The sequence below is a fragment of the Phyllobacterium sp. 1468 genome (genome assembly GCF_031455525.1).
Taxonomy (GTDB): Bacteria; Pseudomonadota; Alphaproteobacteria; order Rhizobiales; family Rhizobiaceae; genus Phyllobacterium.
In genome coordinates this window covers 905,531-928,513 of the sequence record NZ_JAVDSX010000001.1, presented here as the reverse complement: position 1 = coordinate 928,513, position 22,983 = coordinate 905,531, and the positions used below count along the sequence as shown (strand labels likewise).

Here is a 22,983-nt window from a genome sequence, read left to right as displayed (position 1 = left end):
CTGACAGTAGGTTGTCAGTAGTCCTGCGCTATATCTATCCACGAAACGGGATGAAATGACGGGAGGACGGCATCATGGACGGAGCGATCGATACCCTTGGCAGCGCGGCGGATTTTGATTTTTTCATCGGCGACTGGAACATCCGCAATCTCCGCCTGAAGAAACGTTTCGCCGGCTCCGATGATTGGCATATCTTCCCCGCCACGTCGAGCGTGCGCAAGATCCTCGAAGGCGCGGGGAATTTCGAAGAGATGCATATGCCCTCGCAGGGCTTCACCGGAATGACGCTGCGCCTGTTTAATCCGCGTGATGGATCATGGTCGCTGCATTGGGCCGATAGCCGCTCGAATGTGCTGTTTCCGCCGGTGATCGGCCATTTCGACAATGGCAAGGGCGTGTTCTACGGCGAGGATACGGATAATGGCGTGCCGGTGCGCGTGCGCTTCCTGTGGACCCCCGCGCCCGAAGCGCCGCTCTGGGCGCAGGCGTTTTCTAAGGATGGCGGCGAGACCTGGGAAACCAACTGGGTCATGGAGTTTACGAGGGCGTAGCTGGAACTTAACGCAATTCCGAACGGGAAACCGGTTCCCACTTTCCCTGGAATTGCGTAGCTGGAACTTAACGCAATTCCGGACGGGAAACCGGTTCCCACTTTCCCTGGAATTGCTGAGCGCCCCGCGCCTCAGGCCGGGCCTCATGGAACGGGCGGCATCCTCCCAAGCCTGCCCCTCCATCAGAGCCCGGCTGGGGCGCAACAATCAGCGGCGCGACATCTCGCGCGCGATGCGGGCGAAATCCGCCTGCTTGATGCCGATATCGGCGCGGTCCGAAGGACTCATGCCCTGCAGCATGGCAAGCGCCTCGCGATAGGCACTGTCATTGGCGCGGCGGCGGGTGGCGAAATCAATCAGAAAGCTCATGGCCTGTTTCCTGGTGGCTTTGTTTCAACAGCCGCAAGGATAGGCGCAGGTGCGGATATTGTGCAGTGCAATATCCGCATGGGTGGTATGTCACAAATCCGATCTGAAGTTTCTTGAATAGTCTTGCTTGACTACCCCCCGAACTGCTCTTCCTGCTCAACCGTCAGCGGCTTGATGCCGGGCGTCGGGGGTTCGGGCTGATCGCCGCCCTGCGCGACGGGTGTCGCCGCGGGCGGGGTGCGCGGCTGGGTTGTGGTGCAGCCGGTCAGCGCCGCGCTGCACAGGATCAGGGCGAGAAGCGAGGGAGTGGCTCGGCGCATCGGGGTCACAGAGACGGGGGGTTAAAGGCCGCAGCCCTCAACTATCACCCATCTTCAGCGCCTGGATGAACGCTTCCTGCGGAATTTCGACCTTGCCGAACTGCCGCATGCGCTTCTTGCCTTCCTTCTGCTTTTCCAGAAGCTTGCGCTTGCGCGAGACGTCACCGCCATAGCACTTGGCCGTCACGTCCTTGCGCAGTGCCGAGATGGTCTCGCGCGCGATGACCGTGCCGCCGATGGCGGCCTGGATCGGGATCTTGAACATGTGCTTGGGGATCAGGTCTTTCAGCTTTTCGCAAAGGTCGCGGCCGCGCTTTTCGGCGGCGGCGCGGTGCACCATCATCGACAATGCGTCCACCGGCTCGCCATTCACCAGCACCGACATCTTGACGAGATTGCCCTCGCGGTAATCCGACAGATGATAATCGAAGGAGGCATAGCCCTGGCTGATGGACTTCAGCCGGTCGTAGAAATCGAAGACCACCTCGTTGAGCGGCAGGTCATAGGTGACCATGGCACGCTTGCCGACATAGTTCAGGTCGATCTGGATGCCGCGGCGGTCCTGGCAGAGCTTGAGGATCGAGCCGAGATAATCATCGGGAGTGAGGATCGTCGCGCGGATCCACGGCTCCTCGATGGACGCGATCTTCATCACCTCCGGCATGTCGGCGGGATTGTGCAATTCGCGCTGGGTCCCGTCGGTCATGTTGAGCTTGTAGACGACGCTTGGCGCGGTGGCGATGAGATCGAGATTGAACTCGCGCTCCAGCCGCTCCTGGATAATCTCGAGGTGCAGCAGGCCCAGGAAGCCGCAGCGGAAGCCGAAGCCAAGCGCGGCGGAACTTTCCATCTCGAAGGAGAAGGAGGCATCGTTGAGGCGCAGCTTGCCCATGGCGGCGCGCAGATCCTCGAAGTCGGCCGCATCGACCGGAAAGAGGCCGCAAAAGACCACGGGCTGCGCCGGCTTGAAACCGGGCAGGATCTCGGCGGTCGGGCGCTTATCCTCGGTGATGGTATCGCCGACGCGGGTGTCGGCGACTTCCTTGATCGAAGCGGTGATGAAGCCGAACTCGCCGGGGCCAAGCTCATCGACGGCGAGCATCTTCGGCGTGAAAACGCCCGTGCGCTCGACCGGATATTTCGCGCCGGTGCCCATCATGCGGATGGTCTGGCCCTTTTTCAGGACACCATCGATGATGCGCACGAGGACGATGACGCCGAGATACGCATCGTACCAGCTATCGACCAGCATGGCCTTCAGCGGCTTGGTGCGATCGCCCTCGCGCGGCGGCGGCAGCTGGTTGACGATGGCTTCCAGCACATCCGGAATGCCGAGGCCGGTCTTGGCGGAGATGAGCACGGCCTGGCTCGCATCGATGCCGATGACTTCCTCGACCTGCTCGCGGATACGCTCCGGCTCGGCGGCGGGGAGGTCTACCTTGTTCAAGACCACGACGATCTCGTGATTGTTGTCGATTGCCTGGTAGACATTGGCGAGGGTCTGCGCCTCGACGCCCTGCGAGGCATCGACGACGAGCAAGGAACCTTCGCAGGCGGAAAGCGAACGCGATACCTCATAGGCGAAATCGACGTGGCCGGGCGTGTCGATCAGATTGAGGACATAGGTCTCGCCATTGTTGGCCTTGTAGTTCAGCCGGACGGTCTGCGCCTTGATGGTGATGCCGCGCTCGCGCTCGATATCCATCGAGTCGAGCACCTGCTCCTTCATGTCGCGCAGCTCCAGCCCGCCGGTCGATTGGATCAGCCGGTCGGCAAGGGTGGATTTGCCATGGTCGATATGGGCGACGATGGAGAAATTACGAATGTGATCTAGTGGAGTGCTCATCCGCGCCACATAGAGCATTTCGGGCGGATTTGGAAGGGTGTGCGATCGTCCGCATCAACGCGCAGCTCATAATACTTTAGGCTTGGTCCAGGGTATTCGGCACGAGTATTGCTTACAGCTGATTGTTGTAACTTGCGAATTTATGCATGCAACGAGCATTTGTGGCCTTGTACAGGGCAAAAACTTCATAGTGTCGGTGTTTTCAACGGTAATTTTTGAACAAATCAATTAAAGGAATTTCTTAAAATGATGCAATGGAAAAGGGCAATTGCAACCAAGATATGCCTGTTTGGTGTGCTGGTTGCCGTTTTGGCAGGCTGCAATGACAGCAAAAGTAGCCAGGCGAATAAGGATCCGGGGGCATTTCACGTCGAAACTGGCGGTGGTGGCGGCACAGGGGGTACGGGCGGTGGCACCGGCACAGGTGGTGGCACCGGCACAGGTGGCGATGGGATTGGTAACCAAAAGGTCATTGCTGATACGACAATCGTTGCTGGATCTGGTGACAATGGGGACGGTAAAGGCGGCGGCAATCCGACACCACCGGATGATGGGCTCAATCTGCTTGATATCCTCAAGACAACGCGTTTTACCGAAACTGCACCTGATACGATTGGTGGCGCGACCTATCAATCCTCACCCATCATAGACTATGATATGGGCAATCTTGTTGCGCAATCGGGCGATGATAATACGATCTTCCTTACCAAGGCCAAAGGCCAGCTACGCTTTCCGCAAACAGCTTTGAGCACGCCTGGAAACCAATCGCTCTTTCCGATTATCGTTTTTCTGCATGGTAATCATGATCCTGCAGCTCCCAGTTCCCAGGGCTATGATTATATAGCAGAAGATCTTGCCAAGCATGGCTATGTCGTTGTCTCGATTGATGCAAATGACATTAATGTCGCCGGAGATGGTGACGATTCCAGTCAATCGCGCGCGCAATTGCTTCTTGGTACATTAGATCGCCTGCATGATATTAATCTCAAAGGGCAAATGGATGCCAACAAAAATACGGGACCGCTTGATGTCTTGAAAGGCAGGCTTGACTTTGCCCGGATCGGCATTATGGGCCACTCACGCGGCGGACAGGGTGTATCCAATGCCATCAAGTTCAACCCGACAAGGGTTGGGACGAATGAAAAAGACCTGAGAAATACCATGCTGCAATTTGCAGGCGCCATAAAATCACATAGCGATGACGATCTCGAACTGGCTAAAAAATACGTTATGTCCAGGCTCCACGGAGGAGGCACAGCTACTGCGGCCTATGAAGCTCTAGCGAACCATATTACACATAGAGATGATTATAAAGAAGCATTTAAAACTGTTTTAAAGGAGCATCCTTCTTGTGAACAATCCATGCATAGCTTCCGCAATAACACCTGGTGCAGTACGATGGCATCTGAGCTCCTTGAATCAAAATTTGATGCAGAAGTTCCGCCGTTTGTGGCTGCCGTCTTTTTTAGAGAGGTTTATCCAGAACTATTTAACTCTATTGTGTGGGACACACCGAAAAAAGATCCATCGGCGTCAAACCCTCAAATAGATGACGCCAAATTTAATGCTGCCAAAGTAAAGTACAATTTATTCTACGCAGCCGGTAAAGAAACCGTGAAGCCTTATGATTTTAAGGGGGCTTTTAGGCTAGCACCGACAGACACTTTGGATAATCTTGGTGTTAACAATGTTCCATTGGCAGTCTTATTGCCTTCTTGCGATGGAGATGTATCCGATCTTGCAGGGTCTCATACCTATGATCACAATCGGTTCGGACCTACCTCAGACATGGCCCCGCGCTATCAGATCCTGGTGAAAGGTGCCAACCACAATTTCTATAACACGATCTGGTCCGGTTATGATGATGGTAGTGCAGAATCTTATGATAATGACGCCTTCTACTGTAAGGATCGCCCAGACACAATTCGTCTGCTTCCTGAAGATCAACGACGTGGGGGCAGTTTTCTCCTCAGTTCGTTCATGCGCTATCATGTGGGTGGCGAGGAAAAGTTTGCGGCCTATTGGAACGGCATGGCTCAATTGCCCAATGCAGCATGCCCCTCAACCGATGGACCTTGCGATGAGCGTATCGTCCTGACCATCCAAAAGGGTGACAAACGCCGCGCATTGATCCAACGATTTGAGGATGAAAAGAGCCTGGAGAAGAATGCCTTGGGTGGGCAGACAGTGCTATCAGGGTTTGAGACAATGAGCCGCTGCAATACGCCCGTCGGTTCACATGATGTCTGCAACAATCTGCAAGGCCTCAAGTCTCTCGCAGATCATGCCGAGCTTGCCTGGTCAAAACCCAACCCGACATTAACAACCGACCTGACGGGGCTCTCCACCAAGGGGATGGATTATTTAACCTTCCGTCTTGCAGTGGCTGCGCCTATTGGCCAGGAGGTGCTGGTGACGCTCACCGATAGTGTTGGTAAAACGGCAACCATCACAGCGAGCGATTATAGTGATGCGCTCTATAATGCACCACGTGCCAAGGCAAACGGCATGCCAATGATCGATGACCCGCGTGATACGCCCTATGCGGATAAGGGCAAGATCAAGACCTTGCTTAACATGGTGGCGATTCCACTGAAGGCGTTTAAAGGAATCGACCTAACCAGGCTGAAAGAATTGAAGCTCACCTTCCCCAAAGAAAGCGGCAAGGTTGCAATCACCGACATCGAATTGCAAAATTTTGGTCGCGACCAGGCCGAGCAGGTGTTTTTCTCGCGCAAATAATGATCGAAGGCCCTCTGCCTTAGCAGAAGAGCCCGCCAACGCAAAAGCCCGGCTTCAGAAATCTGAGGCCGGGCTTTTTATCGGATCGAATGCGCACCGGGCGTGCGCGCCCGAGATCCTTGTTACTTTAAACGCCGATCTTGCCGCCGCCCTTTTTTGTGATGGCGAGGACAGAGGGACGGACCGGCATGTCGTCCTTGAAGTCCGGCCAGCGGGTCGACAGGTCTTCGTAATAGGATGGACGGCCGAAGGGCTTCCAATCGTCGCCGCCGTCACCGGGATGCTGGACCGCAACCATGAATGTTGCCATGTCCGGCAGCATGAGCGGGCCGCACATTTCCGCGCCAACTGGCACGCGGAAGAACAGTTTGGACGTGCCACGGGCGGGACCGTCCGTATCCACGGCCCATATGCCATCGGTGCGGCCGGTTTCCTTGGGGGAATTGCCGTCCGTCGCTACCCATAGGCGTCCATCCGCATCGACCGAGCAGTTGTCCGGCATGCCGAACCAGCCATTCTTGGTGGTATCGGTGGAGAAGGATGCGCCGACATCTGCGACTGATGGATCGCCGCATTTCAGCAATATTTCCCACTTGCCCTTGGTGGCGGCGAAATTGCCGTCTTCCTCGGTAATTTCGACTATATGACCGAAGGCGTTCTTGGCGCGCGGGTTGACCGCATCAACCTGATCGTCCTTGCGCTTGGTGTTGTTGGTGAGCATGACATAGACTTTGCCATTGGCGCCGTTCGGGCCAATGTCTTCCGGGCGATCCATCTTGGTCGCGCCGAGCAGATCACCAGCGCGGCGGGTTTCGATCAACACGTCTGCCTGGCTGGCAAAGCCATTGGCTTCCGTCAACGGCCCCTCACCAAAGACAACCGGCAGCCAGTTCACCGAACCGTCAACATCGAATTTGGCGACATAAAGCGTGCCGTCATCGAGAAGATCCATATTGGCGGCGCGGTCATCCGGGTTGAACTTGCCGGTGGTGACGAATTTGTAGACATATTCGAAGCGGGAATCATCACCGAGATAGAAGACGACGCGGCCATCCTTGGCGACGATGGAATCCGCACCCTCATGCTTGAAGCGGCCGAGTGCCGTGCGCTTTTTCGGAATGGAGTTGGGATCGTTCACATCGATCTCGACCACGTAGCCAAAGCGATTGGCTTCGTTCGGGTCCTTCGACAGGTCGAAACGATCATGAAACTTGCCCCAATCATAGGTGGTTTCCGGGATGCTATTGCGCTTGTAATTGTCGGCTTCCTTGCTGTCCTCGGGCAATTTACCGAGGAAGTAGTAGTGAACATTTTCTTCGCCCGAAACATAGGTGCCCCAGGGCGTAACGCCGCCCGAGCAATTATTGATCGTGCCCAAAACTTTCTTGCCGGACGAATCGGCGTTGGTCTTGACGCGGTCATGGCCGGCAACCGGGCCGGACAATTGCATCTCCGTGTTCGCAGTGATGCGCCGGTTGAGCTTGCCGTCCTTGACGACCTGCCACTTGCCGTCGGTCTTTTTGATTTCGACAATGGTACCGCCATGGGCGGCCATTTCGATATCGACACGCTTCTTGTCAGCTGGCGCAATCTCGATCTTGGCGTCGCCTTTATCATCCTTGACGACTTTGACGATACCCGGGAACATCAGATGTTCATTGGTGTATTCGTGATTGACGACGAGCAGGCCATGCTCGGAAGAACCGTCGATCGGAATATAGCCGACATAATCATTGTTGTAGCCGAATTGCTTGGCCTGGGATTCCGGTGTCTGGTTCAGCGGATCGAACTCGGGCGAATCGGCAAAAATGCCATCACCCCAACGCAACAGGACATCAGCGTCATACCCGGGGGCGACATGGTGCGTCTCATCGATGCCGGCCTCAACTTCGTCAAAAACGAAAGCCGATTTGCTCTCGGCGCGCGCATCGTCAGCCATCATAAGCGCCATGGGGCTGACGGTTGCGGCGATGGCGGATACGGCGAGCGAGCCCTTGAGGAAACCCCGCCGCGAGAAGCGCGCTGCAATGAGCTCACCCATGGTGGCATTGTCGGTCGGGTTGTTTCCCGGGCCGTCATTTTCCTCGATCTGGCTGGTACGGAATGGCTGAGACTGTTCGTTCATGGCGCTTACCTCTGGCTATATGGCTGGGTCTTCAACGTCTCTTAAACGTACTTCCCCGCTATGACGCCAGAGTAACAATATGATGACAGACGCGCGCGTATTGCGCCCCTGAGACTAAGGTCTAGGCTGCCGCGATGAATTCGCCATAGAGGTCGAGATCGACATTGCCGCCGGATAAAACGACAGCAACCGTCTTGCCCTCGATATCGACTTCGCCGCTTGCCAAAGCCGCAAGCCCGACGCAGCCGCCGGGCTCTACGATCAATTTCAGGTGGTTCGCCGCATCGCGCATCGCAGCCTTCACCGCATCATCGGCGACCGCGATGGCACCGGCAAGGTTGCGCTTGTTGACCGGGAAGGTGAGATTTCCCGGTTGCGGCGTCAAGATCGCGTCGCAGATCGAACGATGGCCGGGTTCATTGGCGACCGGCTGACCCGCGATCAGCGACCGGCGCAGATCATCGAAATTCTCCGGCTCAACGCCCCATATGCGCGTTCCGGGAGAACCAGCCTTTACTGCCACGGAAATGCCGCTGATAAGGCCGCCGCCGCCACTCGGCACGAACAATTCGTCGAGCGTCAGACCGCGCTCATTGGCATCGGCCACGAGTTCGAGGCCGATCGTTCCCTGCCCCGCCATGATGGATGGATCGTCATAAGGCGGCACAAGGATCATGCCGCGCTCCTCGATATAGGGTGCAGCAACCTCATCGCGCGTTTGATTGTAGCGGTCGTAAAACACAACTTCCGCGCCATAGGAACGCGTGTTGGCGACCTTTGTCTGCGGGGCGTCAAGCGGCATGATGATAGTGGCATGAATGCCGAAAAGCTTGGCCGAGCTGGCCACGCCCTGGGCGTGATTACCCGAGGAATAGGCGATGATGCCGCGCTTGTGTTCGTCCCCGGTGAACTGGCTGATACGGTTGTAGGCACCGCGGAATTTGAACGAGCCTGTGCGTTGCAGACATTCCGGCTTGAACAGGATACGCGCCTTGTACTTTGCGTTCAGTGCTTCGGATTCGACAAGCCGCGTCGATACGATCTGGCCTTTGAGCCTCGCTGCGGCGGCCTCGACGTCTCCTATGTTAATCGCCAAATCCTGACTGTCCATGCTGCCCTCGCTCCAGGTCGTACAATGCGTAGGATTGATAGCACCGCGATCCGCAACGGGCACTCAAATCATTGTCATCATAGCAATCGAAGAGGGCGGTGCTTTTAGATTAAGACTAGGATTGAGCCCGCTTGTCCAGAAACTGCGGCAGTTCGGCGATGGAACCCAGGATAGCATCGCTGAGATGCGCAAGGTCATCCAGCGTGCTGTTTCCGGACAGGACGCCGATGGCAAGGCCGGCGCCGGCTGCATGGGCCATCTCCAGATCGTGTGCATTGTCGCCGACCATGGCGATAGAATTGGGCTCAAGGCCCGTCTTGGCCGCAAATAAATGCAGCTGGTCCGCATGGGGCTTGGCGCGCGCCACGGAATCATAACCAATGACCACGGTGAAGAACGCGGTCAGGCCGAGCGCTTCCGCCGTTGCTCGCGCACCGGCTTCCGAGTCGTTGGTGGCGATGCCGAGGACAAACCCCTGCGCCACCAGCGCTTCCAGCGTCGCGTGCAAACCTTCGATGCCGATGGCGCGGCGCGAACCCTCTTGCACGGCATAGGCGTTGTAGGCCGTGATCCGCTCGCGCTTTTCCTCGAGCGTCAATTCGGGATGCCACAGATCGACAATGTCGTTGACAGTTCCCGCGGCGATGACCGAGCCGCCGCGAAACTTTTCCATCTCCCAATCATAACCGCCCGCTTCGACCAGTGCCCGCGCCCGTGCCTCATCACCATCGGCTGCCTTGTGCGCCAATTCCATGGTGATTCCGAACCAGGTGCGGTTGAAATCGACGAGCGTGCCATCCTTGTCGAAGAGGATGCCGCGGATCTGGCATGGACCGGCCGTCGGCATCAGGCTTCCAGCGAGCCCGGCCGGGCGTTTTCCGAACGCTTGCCGCCGAGGAGTTTCAACAAATCATCGCCGCGACGGGTATAACGGTGGCTCCGGCGCGTGAGAACGCGCCCCGCCTGCGGTGCGGTCAGCGTCATGTCGCCGCTTGGATCACCCGGAACGGTCACGATCGTCACGAGCTTGGCGCCGGCTTCGACCTCAGTGCCGATATCGACGTGGAACAGGACCATCCCGCCCCGCGGCGCACGGATCATCTCGACATTTTCGAGTGGCGTCACCGGGCCATTGAAATCGACATTCAGCTTGACGCTGTCGTCGATGATCACGCCGCGATGGACCAGGAACCTGTACAGGCCCTCGGCGTCGTTTTTGCCGGTTTCGATGTCGACATCGTTCAGACCGCGAAACTCGACGGTGGTAACCGCGCGGGCCTTTCGTTCTTGCTCGGACAGATGCAACGCCGGATGCGCGCAGGCCTCCTCGAAGGCGGCATCGGCCGTGCTATCCCATGAAAGGATGGCGGTCGAACCGAGCGCGGAAGCGAGATCATACATTTCCGGCAGAAAAGCTCGATGGATATAGAGGTAGTTCTCGCTCTCGTCGTCACAGTGGAGGTCAAGCACGATTTGGTGCGGCAACGCGAGGCGCAAGAGCTGCGCCTTTAGCCGCTCCGCCAAAGACTTCGGTGCATCGATAGCGGGGAGCCCGGAGGTATCGAATGTTTCGAGCAACGGGAAAGAACGGTTGAAATTAACGCCGGAAAAATAATCGAAACGGCCGAGATGCTGATGCGCCTGCCATTGCGCCGATCCGACCGGATTTGCCTGCGGAACGACGGTGATATCGCCCGCGACGCGGCCTTCCTTTTCGGCCTTCTCGAGCATTGGAATGAGGAAATGCAACGCGGCCTGTCCCGGCAGTTCCGAACCATGCAGCGACGACTGCAAATAGGCGCTGATGGCGTCGCTGTTCTTGCCTTCAAAGCGCAGCACGCGCAGTTCAATGCTGTTGCCGGGCACGTCGCCGGGCAGCGAGATCATTTCCGTCTTCATCATTCTTTTCCGATTATTTCGTGTGACTTTAGCTCTATTTACCGCGGCGCTTGCGCAGGTGCGCGACAAGACCTTGCGTGGAAGCGTCCTTGTCCTTCGGCTTTACCTCACCGGAGACCACCGGCAGAAGTTCCGTCGCCAGTTCCTTGCCAAGCTCGACGCCCCACTGATCGAAGGCATTGATGCCGTAAAGCTGCGCCTCGACGAACACACGGTGCTCGTAAAGGGCAATCAGGCGGCCAAGTGTATAGGGATCGAGAATGTCATGGATGATGGTAATTGATGGGCGGTTGCCGGTGAAAACCCTGTGCGGCGCTATGCGGTTCACCTCGGATTTGGGCCGGTTCTTTGCCGCAAGTTGCGCCTTGGCTTCGTCCAGTGTGCGGCCGCGCATCAAGGCCTCCGATTGGGCGAGGCAGTTTGCCAGCAGCATTTCGTGCTGGTTGTCGAGATGCGGCTCATGACCCTTGGCCGCAACGATGAATTCTACTGGAATTGTATCTGTACCCTGATGCAAGAGCTGGAAGAACGCATGCTGACCGTTAGTGCCAGGTTCGCCCCAGACGACGGGTCCGGTCGGCCCCGTAACCGGCTTGCCATCGATGGTCACGCCTTTGCCGTTCGATTCCATGTCGAGTTGTTGCAAATAGGCAGGCAACCGGGCCAGCCGCTGGTCGTAAGGGATCACGGCGCGGCTGGTATAGCCGGAAATGGCGCGATGCCAATAGCCGACAAGGCCGAGCATCATCGGCAGGTTTTTGTTCAACGGAGCTTTGCGGAAATGCTCGTCCATCGCATGGGCGCCATCGAGAAAACGGCCGAAATTCTCCGGTCCGATGGCGATCATCAGCGGAAGACCGATCGCCGACCAGATGGAGTAGCGGCCACCGACCCAATCCCAGAAACCAAAAATACGGTCTGCAGGGATGCCAAAGGCGTCGACCTTGTCGAGCGCGGTGGAAACAGCGGCGAAGTGTTTGCCAACTGCCTTCTCGCCCAGCGCATCGGCGATCCATTTGCGCGCCGCCTTGGCGTTGGTCATGGTCTCGATGGTGGTGAAGGTTTTCGAAGCGATGATGATCAGCGTTGTCGCGGGATCGAGACCCGCAAGCGTATCGGCGATATGCGCACCATCGACATTGGAGACGAAATGCGCTTTGGGGCCATCATGGTAAGGCGACATGGCCAGAGTGGCCATGGCCGGGCCCAGATCGGAACCGCCGATGCCTATATTGACGATGTCAGTGATCGGCTTGTTCTTCGCGCCCTTGATTTCGCCGGATCGCAGACCGTCGGCGAATGCCGCCATGCGATCGAGCACCTCCTTGACCCCCGGCATGACATCTTCGCCATCGACCTTGATCGGCTTGCCCGAGCGATTGCGCAGCGCTATGTGCAGGACTGCCCGGCCCTCCGTATTGTTGATTGGTTTGCCGGCAAACATTGCATCGCGGCGTTCTTCGACCTTGGCAACTTTGGCCAGATCCCCAAGCAGCGACAGCGCTTCGTCGTCCACGAGGCATTTCGACCAGTCGAGGAGCAAATCGTCCAACTGAAGTGAATAGCGGGAGAAGCGCTTCGGGTCACCGGCGAAGGTTGCGCGCATGTCCTTCGGCGCACCCTTTTTCCAATGTGCTTTCAATGCCAACACCTGCCGCTTGAGGTCGTTCGCTTGTCCTGACGCCATGTCTGTCTCCTGAAATCACGCTTGATGGTGGGCAAACTGCCACCGGAATCGTTTTAGTTCAATCAACCGGAGAAAGAATCTTGGTCTTTCCATGATACGGCAAGTCTGTGCGGCAAATGCTGACGGAACTGCGGCGCTTCAAGCGCTTCTATTTGCCCGAATAGTATTCTAGTTTGCTCCAAAAGGGAGGGCTGAGCATGGACTTGACCGGAGAAGAACGCATTGCCGCATCGCGCGACACTGTCTGGAAAGCTTTGAACGATCCGGTGATATTGAAGGCCTGCATCCCCGGATGCGAAAGCCTTGAGAAAATCTCGGATACGGAGCTCGAAGCCACCGTCGGCGTCAAAATCGGTCCGGTCAAGGCACGTTTCAACGGCAAGGTGGAGCTGACCAATCTCAATCCACCCTCTTCCTATACCATCTCCGGCGAAGGCAAGGGCGGGGTTGCCGGATTTGCCAAGGGCGGAGCCGATGTGATCTTGACCGACGAGGGCAACGAAACCGTGTTGGCATATACGGTCAATGCGGATGTCGGCGGCAAGATCGCCCAGCTCGGCAGCCGGTTGATTGCCTCGACCTCCAAGAAACTCGCCACGCAGTTTTTCGAGAACTTCAACGCAGCGGTAAGCGGGACGTAGGAAAGGACCATCTGTCGCAATTTCCATAAGCCATGGCGGAAAGCCGTTTGGGTTTAAGGAGTCGAAGCCGGATATCCTGAACGCATGCAATAACGCATTTGGAATGGCATGCATGCGCTCCTTTGATTTTGTCATTGTCGGATCTGGATCGGCTGGATCGGTGGTCGCGGAGCGTCTTTCAGCAAGTGGACGACATTCCGTGCTGGTGCTGGAAGCTGGCGGCTCGGACCGGCGCTTCTTCGTGACCATGCCGCTCGGCTATGGCAAGACGTTTTACGACAAATCCGTCAACTGGATGTACCGCGCGGAACCTGATCCTGGCCTTGATGGCAATGCCGACTACTGGCCGCGCGGCAAGGTGCTTGGCGGATCGAGTTCGATCAACGCCATGGTCTATGTTCGCGGCGCCCCCGAAGACTTTGACGAGTGGCGCGACAGGGGCAATCCGAGCTGGGGCTACGCCGATGTTCTTCCGGTATTCCGCTCGCTTGAGGACCATCACGGGCCAGCACAGAGCCTTGGCAAGGGTGGGCCGCTGCATGTCAGCGACTGCTCAAGGCTGTTTCATCCGCTTGCCAATCAGCTGATCAATGCAGCGCAGGAAGCCGGACTTGTCTATAATCCCGATTTCAATGGCGCGCGCCAGGAAGGCGTCGGACCTTTTCAACTGACGACGAAAGGCGGAAGGCGCATGTCTGCGGCACGGGCTTTCCTGCGGCCTGCGATGAGGCGGCCCAATGTCACCGTCATCACGCAAGCGATGGTGACGCGCATTCTTTTCGATGGAAAAAGCGCCTCTGGCGTCGAATTCATTCGGAATGGCAAGAGCGAAACTGTAATAGCTGGCCGCGAAATCATCCTCTGCGGCGGTACGATCAATACGCCGCAGCTCCTGGAGCTGTCGGGTATCGGCGATGCCAAGCGTCTGCGCGATCTTGGCGTTACCGTGGTGCACGACAACGCCCAGGTGGGCGAAAACCTGGCAGACCATCTCGGTATCAACTACACCTACCGGGCCAATGTTCCGTCGCTCAACCAGGTTTTGCGGCCGTGGTGGGGGAAGGCGCTTGCGGGCATGGAATACCTGCTGCTGCGGAGCGGACCCCTGTCAATCAGCATGAATCAGGGCGGCGGCTTTTTTCGCAGCGATCCATCACGCCGGCGCGCCAACATGCAGCTCTACTTCCAGGCGTTTTCAACGCTGGTCCCCAAGAATGGCGAACGGCCGATCCTGACGCCCGACCCATGGCCAGGCTTTTCCATCGGGCTCTCCAACGGCCGTCCGACTAGTACCGGTTCGATCCACATTCGCTCAAGCGACCCGATGGAGCAGCCTCGCATCGTGCCGAATGCGTTTTCCACTGACCATGACGTGGCAGAGATGCTCGACGCCGTGAAATTCCTGCGCAAGATCGCGGCAACGCCGACAATGTCCAAGCTGATCGTGGAGGAATTGCTGCCGGGCCCAGCCTGCCAGCGTGACGAAGAATTGATCACGGATTTCCGACGGCGCAGTGGCACGGTCTATCATCCTGTTTCCACCTGCCGCATGGGCCCGGATGCAACGCAATCGGTGGTCGATCCGCGTTTGCGGGTTCATGGCGTAGAGAGACTACGCATCATCGACTGCTCGGTATTTCCCAATATTATTTCCGGCAATACCAACGCCGCTGCCATGATGGTGGGTGCCAAGGGAGCAGACCTTGTTCTGGAAGACAGTGACTAGCACTGAATAGCACGCTCGAATTCGAAAAAGCTTCCCGCGCCGCCGCCATACCGTTCCAACGAAAGCCGTTGGAACACTGTTGCCGCCGCGCTGTCGCCAGCGCCCGCTTCGGTAATCGACACCCCGCAACTTGAATGGGAGGACCTATACCGGGGTATGGCTCGCCCTACCCCTCGACCCCAATTTACCGGGAACACGCCTCAACGTAGCCTCGTCGATGCCGTGTGTAAGGCGGCGGTCAGCAAACACAGGAGGCAAACATGAACCTGCAACACACTTCACATCCCGCCAGATCGGCCCCAGACGAGTTGGTTCCATCGCGCTACGCGTTGAAGATTGGCGAGATCGACGTCATGGTGATCAGCGACGGGGTACTGCCGTTGCCCGGCAAGATGCTGGGCCATAACGCCGATGCTGCCGACCGGGCGGCTTGGCTCAACTACAATTTCCTGCCGACGGATAAGCTCGACTGGGGACTGAACGTGGTCGTGGTGCGAAGCGGCGGCAAGACCATCCTCATCGACGCCGGGCTGGGAGACGACCCCAACTTGAATTTGCCGCGGGCCGGGCAATTGGCCCATCGGCTGGAGGCTGCCGGCATCGATCTTGGGGCCGTGACCGACGTGGTGCTTACCCACATGCATATGGATCACATTGGCATGCTGCTCGTCGACGGGGTGAAGGACCAACTGCGTAAGGACTTGCGGATCCACGTTGCAGCCGCCGAGGTCAAGTTCTGGACGCACCCGGATTTCTCCCACGTTTCCATGCCGGAGGGGTTCCCGGACGCGCTTCGGGCCACCGCCAAGCGGTTTGCGGAAGAGTACCGCAGCAGTCTGCAGACGTTCGAGGAGGAGTACGAGGTTGCGCCGGGGGTGGTCGTCACCCGCACCGGCGGCCACACACCAGGGCACAGCGTGGTGCGGCTCGCGGACGGTGGCGACCGGCTGATGTTCGCCGGAGACGCCGTGTTCGCGGTCGGATTCGAGCACCCCGACTGGTTCAACGGCTTCGAACACGACCCCGAAGAGGCGGCGCGTGTGCGCGTCCGACTTTTGAAGGAGCTGGCGGCGAGCGGCGAGCTGCTGGTGGCCACTCACTTGCCGTTCCCATCCGTCGGTCATGTGGCAACCGACGGGGATACCTTTCGTTGGGTACCGATATTCTGGGACTACTGACCCTTGTTTGGTTAGGAACCGCCCTGGGGCTCGTACTTCTAGTCCTTCCGTGCCCTAGGGTCAGGATCCATTTATGGTGGTGGGAGGCCATTTGTTCGGATACGGGGAACAAAGGCGAGGGCAATGTTTATCCATTGTCGCGTCTTAGACTCCGCCGTTCCCAGCTCCTCGCATATTCGTAGCGCCTCAGCCGCCTTTTCGATCATATGAATGAGCCTGGCCCTAGTCAGCTGAATCTTGCCTCGAGCAGATCTATATCGCGCACCATTTTGCTGGCGACGGTGCTTTCCAGCCGCCGCGCCCGCACCAGACGGTAGATTTCCTGCCGCTCTGCCTTCAGCGCGGTAATGTGCAGCTGTTTTCCGATTTCCTCGCTTCGTGCTACCTGTTCGCGTTCCTCACCAAGATGCATGCGCCCGTCGATGCGCTTGCGATAGAGCTCCATGATCTGCGTGGCCACATCGGTGAAAGCATCGGCGTCGGCACGGCCGGATGCGAGTTCGTGCTGGGCCTTTTCGATTGCCATGATCGCGGCTTCCGCAGCGGCAATACGGGCGTAATCCTCCTCCCGCTGGTGGGAATCCTCTACCGGCAGGTCGATATTCTTAAGCACGCGCGGAAGACAAATGCTGGCCATGATGAGGGACAGGATGATGACGCCTGCCGCCAAGAAAATTACAAGATCGCGGGCGGGAAACAGGCTTCCATCATTGAGGAAAAACGGTAGCGTCAGGATACCCGCCAGGGTGATGGCACCACGAACCCCGGCAAAGGACATGGCGGCGACGAGCTGCCAACTTGGCCTCACGCCAAGCTGTCCACTTTTGGGAGACCGCCGAAAGGCGAAGCGCCAGGAGACCCACACCCATGCAAAGCGAAGCGCTACCAGCGACGCATAAATGATCACCACATATACCGGCAACCACCAGTAGCTCGCCCTGCCCACGTGATGGACGTTATCGACCGCGCCCGAAAATATGCCTGGAAGCTGCTCGCCCAGAAGCACGAAAATGGCGCCGTTGGCTGCAAATTGTGCCGTGTCCCAGACAGCCGTGCGTCTTACCCTCGTCAGGGCCAGAGACTGGCCGGTGTTCTCGGCGTAGCTCATTGTTATGCCGGCAGCGACGGCTGCAAGAATGCCCGATGCATGTACATGTTCTGCCAGAAGATAGGCGCCGAAGGGGATGAGCAGGCTGATAAGGATTTGCGAGCCGCTTTCTTCACCAAGATGCCGGGTCAAGAACGCCTTGCCTCTTGTGACGCCAAGGGTGACACCAACACCGATTACAATTCCCGCAAAGGCCAGCCAGAGGAATGTCAGGAATGCCGCCTGCAGCGAAAACGCGCCGGTAAGCATGGCGGCAACCGCAAAGCGCATACAAACAAGGCCGGACGCATCGTTCAGCAGCGATTCGCCTTCGAGAATATGCATCATGCGCGAGGGGATTGGCACGCGTGCCGCAATGGCGGAAACGGCGATAGGGTCGGTCGGCGAAAGGATTGCGGCAAGCGCAAAGGCGACCGGCAACGGCACGGACGGGATCATCCAATGGACGAAGAAGCCGACGCCGATAACCGTAAAAATAACCAGCCCCAGCGCCATTTCGAGAATGATGCCCTTGTCGCGGAAGAGTCCTTCCTTGGGGATGCGCCAGCCATCGAGGAACAGCAGCGGCGGCAGAAACAGCAGGAAGAAGATGTCCGGATCAAGCTGGACGCGAATATTCGTCACCGAGGCGATCGCCGCTCCGAGGCCGATCTGCACCAGTGGCAGCGGCACTGGAAGGGGAAGAACCCGGATGATGGAATCGCTGACCACCACGGCCAGGAGCATCAGCAGGACAATGGTTATTGTTTCCACGGAGAATCCAGTTTTGATCAGTAACAGGATGAAGGAAGTGTTGGTGCTTTGTCGAGCCGAACCTTGGCGACTTTGTGCCCAGATAGCGCCAAAGAGGTGAAATGCACGATTTCGTCGAAGGATCGGGCAGCATGATTTTACGTTTACGTCAATGTAAATACTTGCAAGCAGCCTGCCTCTCGCAATAGATAAGGTTGTTAAGTAGCATGCGTGCGGGTTTGGAGAACTGGGTGCAGGCTTCAAGGAAAAATCAACTGGGAGGTTAATGTGGCGAAAGAGACAACACCGGCAAGAAACAAGAACGCGGCAAAAGCGCCAGTTGCTAAAGCGGTGAAAACCGCCGCGCCAGCTTTGAAAAAGCAAACCGGTAATGTCAGGAAGGTCGTCGCAACGGACAATTCAGTAAAAGCGCGTGCGGAACCGAAAAACGCAGGCGCGTCAAAGGCGCCCGCCCAGGCAAAAGCCGACGCCCTTACCGAAATCGCCGCGACGTCTGCGAAGGCCAAACCGGCGGCAAAGGCAAAGGCGGTGACTGTCAAGGCAGCTACCGACACTCCGGTTAAAGTCCCATCAAAAACCAGAACTGCCCGCGCGTCCAAGACAACGGCGGTCCCAACAAAGTCCGTTGTTGCGGAAGCCGCTGCTAAACCAAAGCCGACGCCTGCCAAGGCAAAACCGAAGGCAAGGCCTAAGGCGGCAACTGCCACGGTGGCAAGCGCCAAGCCTACGCCGCGCGAGTGGGTGAACTCCTATCCGGAAGGTGTTCCGGCAGAAATATCTGCGTCGCAATATGAATCCATTGGCGAGCTGCTTGCGAGGGCTTTCAAGCAGTATGCCGACCAGCCCGCATTCAGCTGCATGGGCAAGAGCTTGACTTATGCCGATCTCAATCGCCACTCGCGCGCCATGGCCGCATGGTTGCAATCGCGGGGACTGGTCAAGGGGGATCGCGTCGCGGTCATGATGCCCAATATTTTGCAATATCCAGTCATGATCGCCGCAATCCTTCGGGCGGGCCTGACGGTCGTCAATATCAATCCGCTCTATACGCCGCGCGAGTTGGAACACCAGTTGAAGGACAGCGGTGCCAAGGCAATTGTTATTCTGGAAAACTTTGCCTCAACACTGGCAAAAGTTGTCACCAAAACGCCTGTTCAGCACGTCATCGTAGCGGCGATGGGCGATATGCTGGGCCTGAAGGGTCACCTCGTGAATCTCGTCGTGCGGCGCGTCAAGAAGATGGTGCCCGCATGGTCTTTGCCGGGCCATACGCCATTCAAAACAGCACTCGCTCAAGGTGCAGCTCAAAAGCTGAAACCCGTTGAAGTAACCGGGAGTGACATCGCCTTCCTGCAGTATACCGGTGGCACCACAGGCATTTCCAAAGGCGCAATCCTTACACACAGCAATATCGTTTCCAATGTCGCTCAGATGCGCCTGTGGTGCGATGTCGGGTTTCGCGTAAAAGGACGCCCTAAGGACATTGTCTACATTTGCGCGCTGCCGCTTTATCACATTTTCGCTCTGACCGTGAACGCAATGATGGGCATCGATCAAGGTGCGCTCAATGTGCTCATTCCAAATCCCCGCGATATTCCAGGCTTTGTCAAAGAGCTGCAGAAGTACAAGTTCCACATTTTTCCCGGGCTAAACACGCTGTTCAACGGCCTTCTCAATAATGAAGATTTCCGCAAGCTCGACTTCAAGGAATTGATCCTTTCGCTTGGCGGCGGCATGGCGGTGCAGAAGCCGGTTGCGGAGCGCTGGAAGGAGGTAACCGGCTGCCTGATCACGGAAGGCTATGGCCTGTCCGAGACATCTCCGGTGGCTTCGGCAAACCGGCTCGATGCAACCGAGTTCTCAGGCACGATCGGATTGCCGCTCCCCTCGACGGATTTCTCCATCCGCGATGATGAAGGCAAGGAGCTTCCATTGATGGAGGTCGGCGAGATCTGCATCCGCGGTCCGCAGGTTATGGCAGGCTACTGGAACCGCCCGGATGAAACCGAGAAGGCGATGACATCGGACGGCTTTTTCCGTTCGGGCGACATGGGATACATGGATGAGCGCGGTTATACCAAGATTGTCGACCGCAAGAAGGACATGATCCTGGTCTCGGGCTTCAATGTCTATCCGAACGAGATCGAGGAAGTTGCGATGGAGCACGCCGGCATACGCGAAGCGGCGGCTATCGGCGTGCCAAATGAGCATTCGGGCGAGATCGTCAAACTCTTTATCGTCCGCAAGGACCCGGCGCTGACCGAGGAGGCCGTGAAAGCCTTCTGTGCCGAACGGCTGACCAACTACAAGCGCCCGCGCATTGTAGAGTTTCGCGATGAGTTGCCGAAGAGCAATGTCGGCAAGATATTGCGGCGGGAACTAAGGGATTGATCGAGCGGGCATCAGATTGCATGGAGTGGAGCGTACGGGACCCTCACGCCGCCTTGTCGCGAACCTGATAATCCTTGATCGCAGCGAAGCGGATCGCCTTCCAGCGCTCTGCTTCATAAGACAGCGAAAACGTGTTCTGAGCCAGAAACACCGGATCATTGTCGAGATCATGCGCGATATCGGCGCGATGTGAATTGATGAAACGCTGCAACTCTGCCGGATCATCCGCGGAAATCCAACGCGCGACTGTAAAGCGGGCGGGTTCGAAGCCAACGGGGAGTGTATACTCGACCTTCAACCGCTCGGTCAGAACGTCGATCTGCAGCGCGCCGACAACGCCGACTATAGCGGGAGAGCCGTCATCCGGCAGGAAGAGCTGGACTACGCCCTCCTCCGCCATCTGCTGCAGAGCTTCGCGCAGCTTTTTCGCCTTCATAGCATCATCAAGACGCACCCGACGCAGTATTTCCGGCGCAAAATTGGGCACCCCGCGGAACAGAAGGTCCTCGCCCTCGGTCAGCGTGTCGCCGATACGCAGCGTCCCGTGATTGGGAATGCCTACCACATCGCCGGCCCAGGCCTCATCGGCGATCTGGCGGCTGCGCGCGAAGAAGAACTGCGGTGCAGACAAGCTCATCGGTTTGCCTGTGCGCACCAGCTTGGCTTTCATGCCGCGCGACAGTTTTCCCGAGCAGACACGCAGGAAAGCGATGCGGTCGCGATGGTTGGGGTCCATGTTCGCTTGAATCTTGAAGACGAAGCCGGTCATCTTGTCTTCCGTTGCCTCGACCTTGCGCGTATCGGCATCCTGCGCACGGGGGCTCGGGCCATAATCGCAGAAGGCTTCGATCAGATCACGTACACCGTAGTTACGCAGCGCCGAACCGAAATACACAGGGGTAAGATGGCCTTCACGGAAAGCCTGCAGATCGAACGGGTTGCAGGCATCGCGCGCCAGAGTCACCTCGTCAATCCACGCTTGACGTTCATTTTCCGGCAGAAGACCGGATGCAGCGGAGGATTCAGGGCCATTGACCGGCGTCGGCACCTCTTCCTCGTCGCGTCGGCGCACCGTATTGTTCTGTAGATTGTAGGTTCCGGCAAAGCTCTTGGCGCGGCCGATGGGCCAAGTGATTGGCGCGGTGTCCAGCGCAAGTTTCTGTTCGATCTCGTCGAGAATTTCGTAAGGGTCGCGGCTTTCCCGGTCCATCTTGTTGATGAAGGTAACGATCGGAATATCGCGCATGCGGCAAACTTCGAAGAGCTTGAGCGTACGCGCCTCGATACCCTTGGCGGCATCGATAACCATGACCGCGCTATCGACGGCAGTCAGCGTGCGGTAGGTATCGTCGGCGAAGTCTTCATGACCAGGCGTATCGAGCAGATTGAAGATGCAATCCCTATACTCGAACGTCATGACCGAGGTAACCACCGAAATACCGCGATCACGCTCGATATTCATCCAATCGGAGCGTGTCTGGATCCGGTCCTTCTTGGCCTTGACCTCACCGGCGAGCTGGATCGCTCCGCCGAAGAGCAGCAGCTTTTCGGTCAGCGTGGTTTTACCGGCGTCAGGATGTGCGATGATCGCGAAGGTACGGCGCTTGGAAACGGGATGGTCGGCAGAAGACATGGAAGCTCAACTCGTGAAGGAAAGGTTGCGCGCCTTCTATCAGCCGAAGGCTTCGCAGTCGATGGCAATTCCAGATGGTCTTAGACGGAGGTCGTATCACTTCACGATACATCTCGATTGACTATAACTTGTATCAACATATGATACATACATTTGAGGCGATAATGATATGTTCGTTCAAAGACAAATTAACGGAGGCGGTTGCGAAGGGAAAATTTCCGAGAGCGTTGCCACCTGACATTTGTCGACGGGCTATCCGTAAATTGACCATGATAGAACATGCACAAAATTTGGAGGATCTTCGCGTTCCACCCGCCAATCGCCTGGAAGCACTCCAGGGTAACCGGAAGGGAGAACATTCGATCCGTATCAATGCGCAATGGCGCGTTTGCTTTCTATGGACAAAAGACGGTGCGGAGCAAGTGGAAATTACTGACTATCACTAGCCCTCAGCCGAGTAAGGAAAATGAGCATGACATCGAGACTCAATCGCCCCGAGCGTCCCGGAGACTTGCTGCCTCCAATACATCCCGGTGAAATTCTCCGGGAAGAGTTTCTGGAACCGCTTAACATGAGCGCCGGTGCTTTAGCAAAAGCACTTCATGTTCCCCGCACCCGTATTGAGCGGCTTGTTATGGAGCGGACTTCCGTGACACCCGATACCGCACTACGGCTCGGCAAATTCTTTAAAACGTCTGCCGAACTCTGGTTAGGCATGCAGACCAGCTATGACCTCAAAATCGCCCGCCGCGATAAGCAGGCCGAGATCGAAAACATTACAGAACTTGACGGGGCAACGCACGAGGCCGCCTAGCATCTTCTTCTTGCTGCTTCCGGCGCGTAATATGTGCAAACACCTCACCCTTCATATCTTGTGAGTTGACCGTGGCGGTCGTCTGGTGA

General features: G+C 57.3%; 17 protein-coding genes. 8 read left to right on the top strand and 9 right to left on the bottom strand.

Going from position 1 to position 22,983, the window contains the following annotated elements; genetic code table 11:
- The first annotated feature begins 74 nt into the window (after positions 1-74).
- Positions 75-551: a hypothetical protein gene (locus tag J2X72_RS04470; RefSeq protein ID WP_310068855.1), complete on the top strand. Its 477-nt coding sequence runs from the start codon at positions 75-77 to the stop codon at positions 549-551.
- Positions 552-758: 207 nt separating this feature from the next.
- On the opposite strand, the gene J2X72_RS04465 is transcribed toward J2X72_RS04470, so the two are convergent.
- A complete protein-coding gene (locus J2X72_RS04465; protein WP_209998439.1) occupies positions 759-920 on the bottom strand; it encodes a hypothetical protein in 162 nt (53 codons plus the stop codon).
- Positions 921-1,277: 357 nt separating this feature from the next.
- Entirely contained in the window at positions 1,278-3,086 is a 1,809-nt protein-coding gene (lepA, locus tag J2X72_RS04460) for a translation elongation factor 4 (RefSeq protein WP_209999809.1), read from the bottom strand.
- A 246-nt stretch (positions 3,087-3,332) separates the two neighbouring features.
- On the opposite strand from lepA, the gene J2X72_RS04455 reads away from it, so the two are divergent.
- A complete protein-coding gene (locus J2X72_RS04455; RefSeq protein ID WP_310068849.1) occupies positions 3,333-5,828 on the top strand; it encodes a hypothetical protein in 2,496 nt (831 codons plus the stop codon).
- Positions 5,829-5,955: 127 nt separating this feature from the next.
- Here the strand turns inward: J2X72_RS04455 and J2X72_RS04450 are convergent, their stop codons facing one another.
- The 5 genes from J2X72_RS04450 to pgi form a co-directional block, all read right to left on the bottom strand.
- Positions 5,956-7,953 (bottom strand): PhoX family phosphatase, encoded by a 1,998-nt coding sequence (locus J2X72_RS04450; RefSeq protein WP_310068846.1) that lies wholly within the window; start codon positions 7,951-7,953, stop codon positions 5,956-5,958.
- Between the two features lie 121 nt (positions 7,954-8,074).
- On the bottom strand, positions 8,075-9,064 hold the full coding sequence (locus J2X72_RS04445) for a threonine/serine dehydratase (protein ID WP_310068843.1): 990 nt from the start codon (positions 9,062-9,064) through the stop codon (positions 8,075-8,077).
- 115 nt (positions 9,065-9,179) lie between these two features.
- On the bottom strand, positions 9,180-9,911 hold the full coding sequence (locus J2X72_RS04440) for an HAD family hydrolase (RefSeq protein WP_310068840.1): 732 nt from the start codon (positions 9,909-9,911) through the stop codon (positions 9,180-9,182).
- Positions 9,911-10,963, bottom strand: coding sequence for a succinylglutamate desuccinylase/aspartoacylase family protein (locus J2X72_RS04435; RefSeq protein ID WP_310069320.1), 1,053 nt, complete (start codon positions 10,961-10,963; stop codon positions 9,911-9,913). Before J2X72_RS04435 ends, J2X72_RS04440 begins: the two co-directional genes overlap by 1 nt.
- 34 nt (positions 10,964-10,997) lie before the next feature.
- Positions 10,998-12,650: a glucose-6-phosphate isomerase gene (gene pgi / locus J2X72_RS04430; protein WP_310068838.1), complete on the bottom strand. Its 1,653-nt coding sequence runs from the start codon at positions 12,648-12,650 to the stop codon at positions 10,998-11,000.
- A 197-nt stretch (positions 12,651-12,847) separates the two neighbouring features.
- Here pgi and J2X72_RS04425 point away from each other — a divergent pair, with 197 nt between their 5' ends.
- The 3 genes from J2X72_RS04425 to J2X72_RS04415 all read left to right on the top strand — a co-directional run bounded on the left by J2X72_RS04425 (position 12,848) and on the right by J2X72_RS04415 (position 16,195).
- The gene (locus J2X72_RS04425; RefSeq protein WP_310068836.1) at positions 12,848-13,291 is read left to right on the top strand and encodes a carbon monoxide dehydrogenase subunit G; all 444 of its coding nucleotides are present in this window, start codon (positions 12,848-12,850) and stop codon (positions 13,289-13,291) included.
- A gap of 112 nt (positions 13,292-13,403) precedes the next feature.
- The gene (locus J2X72_RS04420; protein ID WP_310068833.1) at positions 13,404-15,017 is read left to right on the top strand and encodes a GMC family oxidoreductase N-terminal domain-containing protein; all 1,614 of its coding nucleotides are present in this window, start codon (positions 13,404-13,406) and stop codon (positions 15,015-15,017) included.
- A 260-nt stretch (positions 15,018-15,277) separates the two neighbouring features.
- Positions 15,278-16,195, top strand: a complete 918-nt coding sequence (locus J2X72_RS04415) for an MBL fold metallo-hydrolase (RefSeq protein ID WP_310068831.1) — start codon at positions 15,278-15,280, stop codon at positions 16,193-16,195.
- Positions 16,196-16,421: 226 nt separating this feature from the next.
- Here J2X72_RS04415 and J2X72_RS04410 read toward each other — a convergent pair whose 3' ends face one another.
- A complete protein-coding gene (locus J2X72_RS04410) occupies positions 16,422-18,056 on the bottom strand; it encodes a Na+/H+ antiporter (RefSeq protein ID WP_310068828.1) in 1,635 nt (544 codons plus the stop codon).
- A 708-nt stretch (positions 18,057-18,764) separates the two neighbouring features.
- Here J2X72_RS04410 and J2X72_RS04405 point away from each other — a divergent pair.
- A complete protein-coding gene (locus J2X72_RS04405; RefSeq protein WP_310069318.1) occupies positions 18,765-20,447 on the top strand; it encodes a long-chain fatty acid--CoA ligase in 1,683 nt (560 codons plus the stop codon).
- 43 nt (positions 20,448-20,490) lie between these two features.
- Here J2X72_RS04405 and J2X72_RS04400 read toward each other — a convergent pair whose 3' ends face one another.
- On the bottom strand, positions 20,491-22,080 hold the full coding sequence (locus J2X72_RS04400; protein ID WP_112525629.1) for a peptide chain release factor 3: 1,590 nt from the start codon (positions 22,078-22,080) through the stop codon (positions 20,491-20,493).
- Between the two features lie 74 nt (positions 22,081-22,154).
- On the opposite strand from J2X72_RS04400, the gene J2X72_RS04395 reads away from it, so the two are divergent.
- Together J2X72_RS04395 and J2X72_RS04390 are read left to right on the top strand one after the other, a co-directional pair.
- Positions 22,155-22,526: a type II toxin-antitoxin system RelE/ParE family toxin gene (locus tag J2X72_RS04395; RefSeq protein ID WP_310068823.1), complete on the top strand. Its 372-nt coding sequence runs from the start codon at positions 22,155-22,157 to the stop codon at positions 22,524-22,526.
- A 26-nt stretch (positions 22,527-22,552) separates the two neighbouring features.
- Positions 22,553-22,894, top strand: a complete 342-nt coding sequence (locus J2X72_RS04390; RefSeq protein WP_310068822.1) for a HigA family addiction module antitoxin — start codon at positions 22,553-22,555, stop codon at positions 22,892-22,894.
- Positions 22,895-22,983: the final 89 nt, after the last annotated feature.